We start from the raw sequence: 16,298 nt of genomic DNA on the forward strand, positions 1-16,298 counted from the left end.
TTAATACAAAAGAAAGCGAGCCAATTGGCTCGCTTTTTTTGCTTTTATATATGTTGATTATTCAATCACTTTAGCATCTTCAGGTTTTGAAAATATAGTTTTATCAGGTGCATTTTCAGAAATTACAACTTCCGTAAATTCAACCGTATTTCGTTTTTCTGTTGGCAAATTATCTTTATAGTTGTACCAATCTACACTTTTAGGCACTACAAGTCCATTAACCGTTTGCCAATTATTATATCTTATAAAATGAAAATCTGGACTTCCTTCTGTTCTTCCAAAGGTTACCGTATAAGCTAACCACTCCATTTGACCAGATTCAGCATTGTAAAAAACCTTATACTGATCATTTGAAGATTCTCCAACACCTGCTTCAAAAGTAATTAAGATTCCAGGATAGGTCTTACCCTCAAAAATTAAAGGCTCTGTATCTTCATATGTTATACCTTCATCACCTAAAACAAATGGCATTGCGTAGAAATAAAACATTAGGCCTTTATAAAATTGAGGCTTTCCTCTATAAGCTTTACCATCCTTTTCGTTAATCCAAAGCGTTTTACCATCAAATCCTTGTGTGTAAGTTGGTGTATCAATTAACTCAGCTCTTGTTTTTAAATTCTCAGTTGTCTTTTCTATTCCTGTAGGTTTTGTAATGGAGAAAGAAAGCGTCTGCATTTTATTCCAGTTATCAATGCCACCATGTGCATCAAACACTTTAGTTATAGATTCTGGATAAATGCTTGTGGTAATCTCTTCTTGTTTCACCTCATCAACAATTGTAGCGTCTTGTTTTGGTTCATTTTTACAAGCTGTAATTAACATTGCTAAGAGTAATACGTGTACTATTTTTTTCATGATATGGTTTTAAGTTGGAATGTTTGACGAAATTAATCATTAAGCATTACAAAAAAAGCTTCAAGAATTACCCGAAGCTTTTTTATAAAATATTAATTCAGCTTAATTCACAATTAATTTCTGAACGGTTGATGTATTTCCAACGGTCATCTCTACAAAATACAAACCAGTTTCTAAACTTGAAATATCTAAAATCGAAGAATTACCTTCAAAATTAATATGTTTCAAAATTGCTTTTCCTTGAATGTTGTAAATATTCACGTTCCCTGTTCCAAAATTAGACGATGCTAATTGAATAGTAACCTCATCTTTTGCAGGATTAGGATATATAGTAAAATTAACTGCTTCAAAATTTTCTACTGATAATGTTTCAACAAACTCAGTTTGGAATGTATTGGTAATTATCGGAGTATTAAAATCGAAATAAATAGATGCTGTATTTTCAATGATATCTCCAATAGCATAACCTGCATTTGGCTTTATTTTAAAATACACAAAACCATTGCTACCTTCTGCATCATCTTGTTCTGCTGGCAGGTTGATATCTTCAAAATACCATTCTAAACTATTCCCTGTTCTGGTAACCACATAATCGTGACTAGATCGTAACATTTGAAATGTGCTTTCATCTAATTGCGCATCTAATTCATCCTCTATTCTTACAAAAACAGCTTCTGCTGTACCCACATTTTGAAAACGAATGGTGTAATATAAATATTCATCTGAAGTTACAAAGTCATCATATAAAATCTGAGGGCCATGAGATTCCATTTTATCGTTAGGATCGTAAGAACCAATGACTACTTCTGATATTGAAGATTCATTATTATCTGAGACAATATCGTTAGTAGACGTTGTATAGATTGCCGTATTAGTAACCGTCTCACCTAGAGCTGTACTCGCTGATGTTTGCAAGAAAATAGAGACATAAATATGATGCTGTGGTGCCAAATCAACAAAATTTAAACTAAAACCGTTTGCATTTAACGTTGTTGTATAATTACTACTTGTACTTATAGAGTTTATACTTAAGTTGTCATCTAAAGTATAATCTACAGTACCTGATACTGGTGTTAATCCGAGATTTTGAATGACTAAATAATTGGTATGGTAAAATCCTGGTCGAGGTGACTGTTGGTTCATTAGAAATACAGAAATATCTTCACACGACTGATAGTTAACAATTGGAAAATCTATCGTAATATCCTCACCAAATAAAACACCCACATCTTCAAAACTAGGGACAGATAAGCTGTAACAATCTCCGTACTGACCATAAAAATAATAATTTATATCGTAGGTATTTGCTTCATCTAAACTTGTAATAGTAAAGTTACCTGTGGAAGATTCTATAATATTAATAATACCATCATTATTCATCTCATAAGTAAAATAACCATTAGTAAAATTTATCTCGTTGGCATCTAAAATGGCGTCTTCATTTTCATCATAAAATGCATTTAAGGTAATGGTACCAATATCACAATTTACAACAAGATCTACAGTAGATAAATATCTGCAACCTAAAAACCCATTAGCTTCTGCATCGATATCTGCTACTCTAATAATTAAAGTTTCTCCTACAGAGTTATATGGGCTTGCTATTGAGTTAATCCCTTGATTGGCATCTATATTACTTGTGTAATAACTTATTACAAACCCTTCACCTAGACCAAGTGAAGCTGATAAATCATCGAGATTAAAGTCTGCCGTACCATCTGTAGATGAATTATCACAAGCTATAATAGTTTGTGGGTCTATTGTATCTGAAAGTTCATACAAATTTACAGAGACCATCTCCGAAAACGCCTCACTTCCACATAAGGTATTAACGACTTGTACTTGATAGTTATCAGATTGTGTAACAACAAGTGTAGAAGAGGTTTCACCTGGTAATAAAAAACCATTCCTATACCAAATAAACTCATCTGCAAATGACGAATTAGCCTCAAGAATAACATCATCAAAACCACAATAATTTTGTTCTGACATACCTAAATCTACTTCTGGTAAGGGATTTACAATGATATCAAAATCAACTACAGCAAAACAACCAGTAGTATTATTTGTTACTCTTGCATAAATAGTTTGTGGTGAAATTGTATTAGAAAATTGTGTTGGGTCTGAAATACTATTAGAATCTGCTAAGGCATCATTTTCACTTAAATAATAAGTAATAGACTGACCTGGTTCTCCGTTAAATATCAGAAGTTCATTTTCTGTTAAATCAAACACTTCGACTTCATCTCCTGTATTAATTTCATCACATAAAACTAGATCTGGTATTGTATTACTAGGTGTTGGATTTGGCAATACTCTAATAGTTAAAGTTGTAAAACCCAAACAACCTGTTGTAACATCTGTTACTGTTACATATAATGTCTGAGGATTTAGAGGAAGCCCATTAACAGATCTATTTGTATAGGCGGTAGGATTTGCAATTACATTAGTTTGCGATTGCGCATCTGCATTGGTTTCGTAGTAAGCTACAGACCAATTTGCGTTACTACCTGTGATTTCTACATCTTTTATTGTTAAATCGAAAACCGCAATTTCATCTCCTGGTATTTCACCAACATCATCGCAAAGATTTAAAGACGATGGTTGCACAGGTAATGGTGAAGGATTAACAATTAAATTTACTGTTGTAATATCATAACTCCCTGTATTATTATCTTCTAATCGCACATATATAATTTGTAACCAATCAGTATTATTGACATAAGGATAAAATACAATAGGACTAAAATTATTTTCTGCATCATACAGTGTTTCGTGATACGTTACCGTATAATCTGCTGCACTTTGTTGACTTCCTAAAACTTGTGCATCTACATAAGTTAAATCGAATAAAGCAAAACCATCATTGTCATCATCGCAAACCACGTAATCATTTGGTTGATTAGCCACCTGAGCAAATGAAGTTATACTGATTGTTAAGAATAGAAATAGGTAAAGTAGTTTTTTTGTCATGATGAAGGTTTTTTGATTCTTTAAAGATATAAGAATATATCAATTTAAATCGCTCCAATAAAAAAAGCTTCAGATTAGTTCTGAAGCTTTTTTTATTAAATATTATTTCAATTTAATTCACAATTAATTTTTGAACAGTTGATTCGTTTCCAATTGTTAATTCTACAAAATACAATCCACTTTCGAGATTAGAAATATCTAAAGTTGAAGTTTGATCTTGGAATTTAATGTCTTTCAGAATCATCTTGCCTTGTATATCCAATACATTGATTTTTCCAATTCCAAAACTCGAATTTACTAGTTGAATAGTAACCTCATCTTTTGCAGGATTAGGATATATAGTAAAATTAACTGCTTCAAAATTTTCTACAGATAAGGTTTCAACAAATTCAGATTGGAATGTATTGGTAATTATCGGAGTATTAAAATCGAAATAAATAGATGCTGTATTTTCAATGATATCTCCAATAGCATAACCTGCATTTGGCTTTATTTTAAAATACACAAAACCATTGCTACCTTCTGCATCATCTTGTTCTGCTGGCAGGTTGATATCTTCAAAATACCATTCTAAACCGTTATCTGTTCTGGTAACCACATAGTCGTGACTAGATCGTAACATTTGAAATGTGCTTTCATCTAATTGCGCATCTAATTCATCTTCTATTCTTACAAAAATTGCTTCTGCTGTACCCACATTTTGAAAACGAATGGTGTAATATAAATATTCATCAGAAGTTACAAAGTCATCATATAAAATCTGAGGGCCATGAGATTCCATTTTATCGTTAGGATCGTAAGAACCAATGACTATTTCTGATATTGAAGATTCATTATTATCTGAAACCATGTCGTTAGTTGAAGTTGTGTAGGTTACTGTATTGGTAACCAAAGTACCTAAACTTACACTTGTTGATGTCAACAAGGAAATAAAAACCGTAATACTTTCTTGCGGTAATAAACCGATAAAATCTAAGCTAAATCCATTTGAATTTAAAGTAGTCGAATAACCAACACCTTCAGTTATTGAATTAATAATCAAGTGCTCATCTAAAATGTAATCTACAGTACCAGAAGTTATGGCTGAACCCAAATTTTTAATTTCCAAAAGATTAGTATGATTAAATCCTGGTCTTGGTGCTTGCTGATTAATAAGATTCACGGAAATATCTTCGCAAAGTTGTGCTTCAATAATAGGAAACTCAACTGTTACATCACCACCAAGCAAAACACTGATATCTTCAAAACTAGCAATTGATGTATCAAAGCAATTTTCATCATAAAAATAATAATTAATATCATAGGTATTTGCTTCATCTAGACTTATGATGGTAAAACGTCCTGAAGAAGATTCTGTAGTGTAAATGACACCATCATTATTAATCTCGTAAGTTATATAGCCATTCATAAAATTTGTCTCAGATGTATCAAATATCGAATTCTCATTAACATCAAAAAATGCACTTACATCAATAATTCCTGTATCCTCACAATCTACAACAAGCTCTAATAAAGATAGTTCTCTGCATCCTAGAAAGCCATCTACTAATGCATCAGTATCTTCAACTCTCATAATTAAAGTTTCACCAAAAGAATTATAAGGAGAGCTTAAAGTATTTATAGCCTGGTTGGCATCATTGTTATTATTATAATAACTAACCGTAAATCCTGATCCAAAACCAAGAGTAGCTGTTAAGGCTTCCAAATCGAAATCTACAGAGCCATTGGCAAGCAAATTATCACAACCTTCGACTAAGCTTTGCGGGTTTATATTACCTATATCCTCATACAAATTTAAACTTACAGGCTCAGAAAGAGCAGAAGTCCCACACTGACTATTAAATGTTTGTACTTGATAGCTACCAGACTCTGTTAATATAAGCGCAGAAGACGTTTCACCTGATATTAAAAATCCATTCATATACCAAATATATTCATCAGCAAATGGTGAATTAGCATTAAGAGTTACTGTATCAAAACCACAGTAATTTTGTTCTGACATTCCTAAATTAACTTCTGGTTCAGGATCAACTATAATATTAAAATTTACTAATGCAAAGCATCCAGTAGTATCATTTGTTACTTTTACATAAATAGTCTGTGGTGAGACTGTATTGTTAAATTGTGTGGGATCCGAAATAGTATTAATTGCAGATACGGCATCACTTTCACTAACATAATATGTAATGCTTTGTCCTACCTCTCCATTATAAATCAATGGTTCATTTTCTGTAAGATCAAACGTTTCTGTATTATCACCTGTATTAGTGTCATCACATAATCCTAAATCTGGTATTAAACTACTTGGTGTTGGAGAAGGAATTGGCAACACACGTAAGATTAATGTGGTAAAGCCAACACAACCAGTATTAACATCTGTTACCGCAACATATACAGTTTCTTCGGTACCTATATTAATATAAGGTGACGGATATTGATTCACTTGATTAGCTGCATCTGCGCTAGTTCCATGATAAGTAACATACAAATTACTATTTCCACCTGTTATTTCATCATCTTTTAAGGTTAAATCAAATATGCCAAAGGAATTATTAAACCCCTCAATACTACATACCTCTAATGGTGTAGGTTGTACGGGAATTGGTGAAGGGTTTATGATTAAGTTTACCGTAGTTATATCTGCATTACCAGTACTGTATTCTTCTAAACGTATGTATAAAGTTAGAGCATTAGCAATTAAATTATTATAAGGAGAAGATATAGCATCAATTCCATTCTCAGCATGGCTCAGAAGTTCGTGATAAGTAACAGTATAGTCATTTGCATTTTGTGTACCTAATACTTCCGCGTCTAAAATCGTTAAATCAAATGTTGCAAATCCATCATTATCATCATCACAAACATTTAGAGGGCTTGGCTGATTTGCTACTTGAGCATAAGAGGTTATAGATAATGCGAATACTAATAAAAACTTGAAGAAATTTAGTTTCATATTGGTTAGGTTATTGATTCAATAATAAAACAAGTTAAACAAAAAAACTCCTACCCCTTTAAAATAAGACAATTACATTTTATTCGCTTAAATTCGTAACGTCATTCATACAAGAACAATAACCATATGATTAAACCCATTACAAACACGTAAAACCCACTAATTAAACAAATTCTTCTACTAAAAGAAAAGTCTAGATAACACAAAAAGACAAATCAATTCTTAATTGAATGCAAACGCGAATTATCTTTAGCGATAAAATGAGATTGAGTAATTTTTATTTCATAATTCAAATCTTTTGATTGAAATAAATGCAAGAAAAAATGTTAGTAGAAATTATTGAATTAAAGCAAAAAGCCTCAGAAACAATCTGAAGCTTTTCTATTAAAATTTCAATTCAATTTAATTCACAATTAATTTTTGAACAGTTGATTCGTTTCCAATTGTTAATTCTACAAAATACAATCCACTTTCGAGATTAAAAATATCTAAAGTTGAAGTTTGATCTTGGAATTTAATGTCTTTCAGAATCATCTTGCCTTGTACATCCAATACATTGATATTTCCAATTCCAAAACTCGAATTTACTAGTTGAATAGTAACCTCATCTTTTGCAGGATTAGGATATATAGTAAAATTAACTGCTTCAAAATTTTCTACAGATAATGTTTCAACAAATTCAGATTGGAATGTATTTGTAATGATAGGTGCATTAAAATCGAAATAAATAGATGCTGAGTTTTCAATAACATCTCCAATAGAATAACCTGCATTTGGCTTTATTTTAAAATACACAAAACCATTGCTACCTTCTGCATCGTCTTGTTCTGCTGGCAAGTTGATATCTTCAAAATACCATTCTAAACTATTCCCTGTTCTGGTAACCACATAGTCGTGACTAGAACGTAACATTTGAAATGTGCTTTCATCTAATTGCGCATCTAATTCATCTTCTATTCTTACAAAAATTGCTTCTGCTGTACCAACATTCTGAAAACGAATGGTGTAATATAAATATTCATCTGATGCTGCAAAATCATCAAACAAGATATCTTTTCCATGAGACTCCATTTTATCGTTAGGATCGTAAGAACCAATGACTATTTCCGATAACGACGACTGATTATTGGTAGACACCATATCGTTAGACACTGTTGTATAAGTTGCTGTATTCGTAATTAATTCTCCTAAAGCAACCGTTGCAGGACACAATAAATTAATTAATACCGTTTCGGACTCACCTGCTCCTAAGTTTGTAAAATCTAATGTAAAGCCTGATGTTGTCATCGTTACATTCATACTTGGATCAGTCAAAACAGTACTATTTATTATCAAATCTTCATCTAGCTCAAATTCCACTGAACCAGAAGCTATGTTAGCACCACTTAAATTCTCTATAACCAAAGCATTAGAATACTCAAAACCAGGTCTTGGTGACGCAAACGGATTTAGAAGGTAAACCGCTAAATCTTCGCAAGTTAAATTATCTTCTACTGGGAATTCAACTTGAGCTAGCTCACCAAAGGCAACGTTAACATCATTAAACGACGTAATGTTTTGGGTGTAACAATTTAAATATTCATCGTTAACCGTAAATGTAATATCATAAGTATCACTTTCATCTGTACTTAAAATAGTAAAACTTCCATTTGAAGAATTAACCACATTCACTACTCCGTCGTTATTTTTCTCATAAGTAAAAGTACCATTAGAGAAATTAGATTCTCCACTATCTAAATTACCATTGATATTGGTATCGTTAAAAGCTTTTAAACTAATTAATCCTGTGTCTTCACAAAGACTACCAATATCAAAACTTCCTGCTTTAAAGAACACAGCAGAATCATACGCTGAGTCACCATCATCTGCTATAACTAGTTTTATGTGATAGGTCTCACCTATATTTACATCAGCTTGGGCAGTAAAACTCACTGTTCTACCATTAAATTCAAATGGTGGTGAATTTTCTGGAGTGTAACCTGCAAAAAACTCAGCATTTGCAGCAACACATGAGCTGTTGGCATTGTGAATATTAGTTACTGTTATTGGCAATTCAGTTCCTGGAATTAAAGCCAAATTAGTAGTATTACCCATTGGATCGGTAAGTAAAAAAGCGAATGCATCTGAAAAAGTACATTCAAAACTACCTCCTTCATATTCCTCTGATGCCATTAAAAACTCAAAATTGATTTGATTAACTACTGGCACAAAGTCAAACTCAATAGTGGTTGCATTGTTTGATTGTACACCCAATGCTGCATCTAAATCTGAATCTCCTGGCCAATTGCTAGAACCCGAACTAATATTACTATCATTTGGTCCTCCTGCATCTCCAGCTTCACCTGTACTTAAAAGTAATCCTTCAGAAAAAGGAAAATCATCACCTGCATAAACAAAATAACCAATTCCATTAGGTTCTGAGGTCGCAAATGTGGATCCTGTAGAATAAATAATGTTTGAAATCTGACTACAATCATTACTAATAAGTACATTTTGAATAAGCTCTTCTACAGTAAATTGAGATTGATTAACACTAAGGAATTCACCTAAAATCAATACCTCAATACTAACAGACTCTGAACAGCCCTCTGGATTATTATCAGTAACTGTTAGTGTGGCAGTGTAAGTTCCTGCTTGCGAGTATGGATGTACAACAGATAAACCTGATCCCATAGTATTATCGCCAAAATCCCAGTTGTAAGTTGCATCTGTGCCATCAGTTGCAAAAATAGCATTACCATTAAAACTAATGTCATCATTTACTTGCGCTACAACTATCCCAGAATTATTAACTTCTGGAATTGTACTTTCTATAGATAGTGTAATATCTTGACAAGGCATACACATTATATCTGCAACAAGATTAAAACTTTGCACTTCTATATTACAACCATAATAATCGGATACCGCAACATAAATCGTTTGTGGATTAGACGTATTAGTATAAATATTTGGCAATGGATTTGTTTGACCTTGTGCATCACTTTCACTTAAATGATACGTAACGTACAATTCAAAATTATCTTGATTTATTAGAACTTCGTTATCTCTTGTATGTAAGTTAAATTCGGCAAATCCATCTTGGTCTTCATCACAAACCACATAGTCTAGCATTGTAGGTAAAGGTGCGACACCGGAAACTATCAAATTTAAGAAAGCCATCTCAACACAACTAGAAATGGTACTTTCTACTCTTACATAGAGTATTTGGTAATTGGGAACTATATTAACATATGGATTTATAGTATTAATTGAATTAACATCACTATAAGCATCTGCCTGTGTTTCGTAATAGCTTACCATTACATCTGTTTGGCTTCCTACAATAAGTGGTGTTGCTTGCGAGAAATCGAATTGAGCAAAACCACTACCATCAAAACTACAGGCATATAATTCGGTTTGTGCATTATAGTTTATTGGTTCGGTCTGTACTACTTCAAATTGAGTTTGCGTTGAGCCACATCCAGAGATATCAGTTACTAACACAGTATATGTACCAACCATATTTACATCCAAAGACGATTGTGACCCTTCAGAAATTATATTACCATTAAGATACCAAAGACATGAATATTGGTTTGGATTTAAACCCGTATCAATTATTATACTTTCTCCTCCACAAATCGAATAAAAATTATCTAAATTAAATACAGGTATGGAAGATACAGAAACTGTAACCGTTGCCGTACTATTAGCACAAGAAGCAACACCAGAAACCGTATAAGTATAAGTTCCGGCAGCATCAATATCAGGACTAAAAATACCTGTACCACTTGCCAATCCAGGTGACCAAGTACCACCTAATTGTGGTGAGCCTCCAAGCGCATAAAATAGATCTATAGGTGATTCGTTGTTACATAATTGCAATGTACCATCCAAACCTGCGCTTTGGGAAGAAGTAACCATAATATCAAAACTAGTACTGTCAAAATTATCAGTGACATTATCAGTGACTGTTGCAAAAATAGTCTGTGGGTTAGTAAAATTGGTAAAAGGGCTAGACAATGAATTAATGGCATTATCTGCATCTTGTTGAGAAAGGTAATAGTTAACTGTAAACATTGCAGGATCTTGACCTTGCAATATTTCGGCATCTTTTTCGGTGAGATCAAATTCTGCAATTCCACTATTAAAGCCATCATCACAAAGGATATAATCAGTCGGCTGATTTGCAACTTGAGCAATGAGTCCAAAAGTTAAAAAGCATAAAATAAGAACTAGTAGTTGTTTTTTCATGATGAGTTAGGTTTAAAAAATTAATTTTGGCATTTACTATACTTATAACAAGTAAACAGTGTTATCTCCTACTTAAATGTAGTAATTCTTAAAAATACATTAATAATAATGTATTTTAGTTTTTTATAAATTATTTCATGTTCAAAATTATTTCAAGTCCGCAAAACGCTTTAATTAAACAACTTATCCTTTTAAAGGAAAAGTCTAGGCAACGCAAAAAAACGAATCAATTTTTAATTGAAGGGAAACGCGAATTATCATTAGCCATAAAAGGAGGCTATAAGATTGAAACACTTTTGTTTTTACCTGATTTATTTTCGGAAAGCGAAGCGCAATCGATGTCACAATATAATATTGACATTATTGAAATATCAAAAGAAGTGTTTCAAAAATTAGCTCATAGAGATACAACTGAAGGTGTTATTGCTGTTGTAAATTCTAAAAACCATACCCTTGAAGATTTAAAACTTACATCTAAAAATCCATTAATTTTAGTGGCCGAAGCACCAGAAAAACCCGGAAATATTGGTGCATTATTACGAACAGCTGATGCGGCAAATGTAGATGCTGTGATTATTGCTAATCCAAAATCAGATTTGTACAATCCTAATATCATTCGTTCTAGTGTTGGCTGTGTATTTACAACAGAAATTGCTATGGCAAGCTCTGAAGAAGCGATTGCTTTTCTCAAAAAATATAACTTCAATATTTTCTCCGCTATCTTACAAGAATCAGAACCTTACCATTCTCAAGATTACACCTTACCAACAGCAATTGTGGTTGGCACAGAAGCAACAGGTCTAACTGAAGAATGGAGAGAAGCTGCCACTCAAAATATTAGTATCCCAATGCAAGGAGTTATAGACTCTATGAATGTTTCTGTTGCTGCCGGAATCCTTATTTTTGAAGCGAAACGCCAACGCAATTTTAAATAACCTAATTTGTCTGGTTGAGCGCAGTCGAAACCTATTTTAATAGTATTCTAAAACCTTTCACCTGAACTCTAGGTGACAAAAAAATATTTTAATGACAGCACAAACCCTATTCTATATCATCATCGCTATTATTGTCGTCAACTTTATAATCGATAAAGTGCTCGATGCTATAAACGCAAAACACTATAACGATCCAATTCCTGAAGTATTAAACGATGTATATGACGCAGAGGAATATAAAAAATCACAAGCTTACAAAACCGTGAATTATAAATTTGGACTTATAACCTCCTTGTTTTCTTTTGCATTAACCTTAGGGTTCTTACTTTTAGATGGCTTTGAATACGTTGATAATTTCGCTAGAAGTTATTCTGACAATCCAATAATTATCGCGTTAATTTTTTTCGGAATTATTATGATTGCAAGCGATATTATTACCACTCCTTTTGGCTACTACAAAACCTTTGTGATTGAAGAGAAGTTTGGTTTTAATAAAACGACTAAAAAAACCTTCATATTAGATAAATTGAAAGGTTTACTAATGACCGTTTTGCTTGGTGGAGGTATCATTGCACTTATTGTTTGGTTTTATCAAATTACAGGCCATCAATTTTGGTTATATACTTGGGGAATTGTGACTATTTTTACGGTTTTTATGAATATGTTTTATTCCAAACTTATTGTACCACTTTTCAATAAACAAACTCCTTTAGAAGATGGCGAATTGCAAAATAAAATTTCAGCTTATGCAGAATCGGTTGGTTTTAATCTCGATAAAATATTTGTCATTGATGGCTCAAAACGAAGCACTAAAGCCAATGCCTATTTTTCGGGCTTTGGAAGTGAAAAACGTGTCACACTTTATGATACTCTAGTCAACGATTTAGACGACGACGAAATCGTTGCTGTGTTAGCACATGAAGTTGGGCATTATAAAAAGAAGCACATCATTTTTAATTTAGTAACCTCTATTCTACTCACTGGACTAACACTTTTTATCTTATCTATATTTATTTCAAATCCATTATTATCGAATGCTATTGGAGTTGAAATTCCAAGTTTCCATGTTGGCTTAATTGCCTTTGGATTGCTCTACTCTCCTATTTCGGAAATCACAGGTTTAATAATGAATTACGTTTCGCGCGTTTTTGAATACCAAGCAGATGATTATGCTAAAAACACATATAAAGCGGAACCTTTAATTACCTCATTAAAGAAATTATCTAAAAATAGTTTGAGTAATTTAACACCGCATAAAGCCTATGTCTTTATGCATTATTCACATCCAACGCTTTTAGAACGCGTTAAAAATTTAAAGAAGTAAAAGCAGTAACCTTGATTAAAACATTCTGCTAACTTATTCAGCAATTGGTATTAAATTTAAAATATCATGAAAGAGAACAATATTATAAATAATGCTTAACTATGAAGGAAGAACTTTACTCTGATTTAAATCAAAACTATATAGATGCAAAGGAGCAAAGAACAATTGATTTACATTTTGCTATAGTCTCTTTGTCCCAGCGTAACTTTTCTGTTTGTATGATGATTCAAGATCAAAAGATGCAGGACGATAGCACTGAAGAAATAAAAAATATGATTAGCACCTATAATGAATCCTCAAAGGAATTAGAAAAAAATGGTATTGATTTCATTAAAGTGTTATTTAGTAGAAGCTACATTAATTCCTATCAGATTTTTGAAGAATTCTGCTATCAAAACTTGTTAAGTTTATATTTGAAATTACCAACGTTCCTAAAAAAAGAGGAAATAAACGTTACTTTCAAAGATTTATTTATGCAAGATGACATTAATGTAATTAGGCAAAATATCATAGAAAAAAAAATCAAATCAATTATTCAGGGATCTAATATATATGCAATTATTAAAAAATTTAAAACGATTTTTGGAATCGATATTAATATCGAAAAAAAATTAATCGATAAATTATTCATTATATCTCTAAAAAGAAACCTATTAGTCCACAATAAAGGGATTGTAAATAGCATTTACCTAAATGAAATTGAAAGATTTAACTTAAAATCAAAACTGATATTAGGTGATTACATATTGAAAGATATCAATAGCTTTTCTGATTTAAATGAAACGAATAACTTAATCGATAACATTATTGATTCTATATCTGAAACTATGCTTTCAGATATTCCTAGATTGATAAAATACAATGACAACTTGAAATAGTTATAATGACTTTGTCATATCTTACTTTCAAAAATCTACAAAAATTTGAGCGACTCCAATACAGAAGACCATTATACAAGCACAAACACTATTGAGGCTCCAGAATCAGATTACTTATTTATTCAGCCTTCACAAATTAAAAATGCTGGCAAAGGTTTGTTTACAGCAATAGATATCTATGAAGATGAAATAATTTCTTTATTTAAAGGAGAAATTATTGATAACAAAGAAGCTGCCATAAGAGCACAACAAAACAAAGATCGATATTTTATTAATTTGCTAGATGGCAATATTATGGACAGTATGTATACAGATTGCTATGCCAAGTATGCTAATGATGCAGAAGGTTTATCGCAAAGTAATTTTAAAAACAATGCAGCAATCACTTTAGACGACGACAACAATGTCTGCATAAAAGCAATAAAAGATATAGAATACGGAGAAGAAGTGTTTTGTAGCTACGGTAAACCCTATTGGAAAAAACATGGAGAATAGCATTTACTGCCATCCAATAAATACCCAAAATACGCATCTCACACTTTTAGAATGTATTAAGAATTTAAGGCCAAAACTTCACATTATTATAACATTAAAGACCCACAATTTTTATAACTTTGAATAAAAAGTAAACATAAAATAATGACAGATTTAAAAAATAGAAAAGCAATAATTACAGGAGGCGGAAGAGGTTTAGGAAAAGCGACTGCTATAGCTTTTGCTAAAGAAGGAATCGATGTAGCTATTACTGGCAGAAATGAAGCCGTTTTAAAAGAAACAGTTTTAGAATTAAAGGCATTTGGCGTAAACGCTATTTATGCTGTATTTGATGTAAGCAACTACGAAGAAGTTCAAGCAAGCATCAAATCTATAATTGAAACATTAGGTTCAATAGACATTTTAGTAAACAATGCTGGTATTGCCGCTTTTGGCTCTTTAAATGATATGGAAGTGAGCCAATGGAGCCAAATTATACAAACCAATGTTATGGGAATGTATTACGTAACTAAAGAGGTTTTACCACATTTAATAGCTAAAAATGAAGGTGATATTATAAATGTATCATCTACAGCAGGTTTAAATGGTAATGCTACAACTTCTGCATATTCAGCTTCTAAATTTGCAGTTATCGGAATGTCTCAATCCCTAATGAAAGAAGTTCGTAAAAACAATATTAGAGTGTGTACGTTAACACCAAGCACCATTGCTTCTGATATGTCCATAGATTTAGGGATTGCAAGCAAAGACTCTGAAGACAGCGTTTTACAACCCGAAGATTTTGCAGAACTAATTGTATCTGGTTTAAAATTACCACGAAGAGCTATGATGGCAAATGCATCATTATGGTCTACTAATCCGTAAGTTTCAGATTGAAATAAGCTATAGCAAAACCCACTTTACTGTGGGTTTTGTTGTTTATATAAAATCTAATTTCTAATAAAGTAATATAAATATATCTCAATTTAAAAAGCAAAATTGAATATAGGTTAATATGTAATACTACTATTTGACAATGTGAATCATAATTTCTTAATTTTATATTATTGTAAAACCCAAAACAATTATAAAATATGCTAACAGAGGAAAACAGAATACAATATGAGAATTATTTTCAGTCAAATTCAGATTACTATTTGGAACAAATGGCAAAAATTGACAGTAGAAAAAAATTCACATTTAATATCGCTGCATTTTTCCTTGGTATATTTTGGATGGCCTACCGCAAAATGTATATTCATATTGTAATAGTATTTGGAATTATTTTCGCGGAAATGTTAATTGAAGAAATGTTACTAGATTTAGGAGTGATTTCCTATGCAGTTTATGAAACAATTGACTTTTTAAGCATGTTTATTTGGAGTTTTCTATTTGCTACATTATCAAACGGATTGTATATCTCAAAAACAAAAAAGGAAATTAGAAAAATCTTGAATGAAAATGAAAACACTAAAATACAAAATGAATTGATTTCTAAAAAAGGAGGAGTAAACAGTTTTGCCCCTTTTATATTGCTTTTAATAATTATAGGCTTAATATCTATCTCAAGTATTTAACTTACAATAACTAAACATTATTTATTGATATAAAATTGATTTTCAAATTTCATTTATAAAAACAATTGCCAATTAGAAATCCTTTCACTAATT

Annotated in this window: 10 protein-coding genes; 6 read left to right on the plus strand and 4 right to left on the minus strand. The window is 31.7% G+C overall.

Going from position 1 to position 16,298, the window contains the following annotated elements; genetic code table 11:
* Positions 1–57: 57 nt before the first annotated feature.
* From DFQ10_RS15760 to DFQ10_RS15775, 4 genes are all read right to left on the minus strand, one after another.
* Positions 58–855 (minus strand): DUF6503 family protein, encoded by a 798-nt coding sequence (locus tag DFQ10_RS15760; RefSeq protein WP_115818398.1) that lies wholly within the window; start codon positions 853–855, stop codon positions 58–60.
* 102 nt (positions 856–957) lie between these two features.
* Entirely contained in the window at positions 958–3,828 is a 2,871-nt protein-coding gene (locus tag DFQ10_RS15765; protein WP_115818399.1) for a T9SS type A sorting domain-containing protein, read from the minus strand.
* A 112-nt stretch (positions 3,829–3,940) separates the two neighbouring features.
* Entirely contained in the window at positions 3,941–6,781 is a 2,841-nt protein-coding gene (locus tag DFQ10_RS15770; protein ID WP_115818400.1) for a T9SS type A sorting domain-containing protein, read from the minus strand.
* 402 nt (positions 6,782–7,183) lie between these two features.
* On the minus strand, positions 7,184–11,017 hold the full coding sequence (locus DFQ10_RS15775) for a DUF7619 domain-containing protein (protein ID WP_115818401.1): 3,834 nt from the start codon (positions 11,015–11,017) through the stop codon (positions 7,184–7,186).
* Positions 11,018–11,154: 137 nt separating this feature from the next.
* On the opposite strand from DFQ10_RS15775, the gene DFQ10_RS15780 reads away from it, so the two are divergent.
* From DFQ10_RS15780 to DFQ10_RS15805, 6 genes are all read left to right on the plus strand, one after another.
* Positions 11,155–11,952 carry a TrmH family RNA methyltransferase gene (locus DFQ10_RS15780; RefSeq protein WP_115818402.1) on the plus strand — a complete coding sequence of 266 codons (798 nt, stop codon included), beginning with the start codon at positions 11,155–11,157 and terminating at the stop codon, positions 11,950–11,952.
* 91 nt (positions 11,953–12,043) lie between these two features.
* Complete coding sequence (locus DFQ10_RS15785) at positions 12,044–13,276, plus strand: M48 family metallopeptidase (protein WP_115818403.1); 1,233 nt, start codon at positions 12,044–12,046, stop codon at positions 13,274–13,276.
* A gap of 101 nt (positions 13,277–13,377) precedes the next feature.
* The gene (locus tag DFQ10_RS15790) at positions 13,378–14,154 is read left to right on the plus strand and encodes a hypothetical protein (protein ID WP_115818404.1); all 777 of its coding nucleotides are present in this window, start codon (positions 13,378–13,380) and stop codon (positions 14,152–14,154) included.
* A gap of 45 nt (positions 14,155–14,199) precedes the next feature.
* Positions 14,200–14,649, plus strand: a complete 450-nt coding sequence (locus DFQ10_RS15795) for an SET domain-containing protein-lysine N-methyltransferase (RefSeq protein ID WP_245940747.1) — start codon at positions 14,200–14,202, stop codon at positions 14,647–14,649.
* Positions 14,650–14,793: 144 nt separating this feature from the next.
* Positions 14,794–15,513 (plus strand): 3-ketoacyl-ACP reductase, encoded by a 720-nt coding sequence (locus DFQ10_RS15800; protein WP_115818405.1) that lies wholly within the window; start codon positions 14,794–14,796, stop codon positions 15,511–15,513.
* 209 nt (positions 15,514–15,722) lie between these two features.
* Positions 15,723–16,205 carry a DUF2628 domain-containing protein gene (locus DFQ10_RS15805; RefSeq protein WP_115818406.1) on the plus strand — a complete coding sequence of 161 codons (483 nt, stop codon included), beginning with the start codon at positions 15,723–15,725 and terminating at the stop codon, positions 16,203–16,205.
* Positions 16,206–16,298: the final 93 nt, after the last annotated feature.

Origin of the sequence: Winogradskyella eximia, from assembly GCF_003386165.1 — a bacterium.
GTDB classification, from domain to species: domain Bacteria; phylum Bacteroidota; class Bacteroidia; order Flavobacteriales; family Flavobacteriaceae; genus Winogradskyella; species Winogradskyella eximia.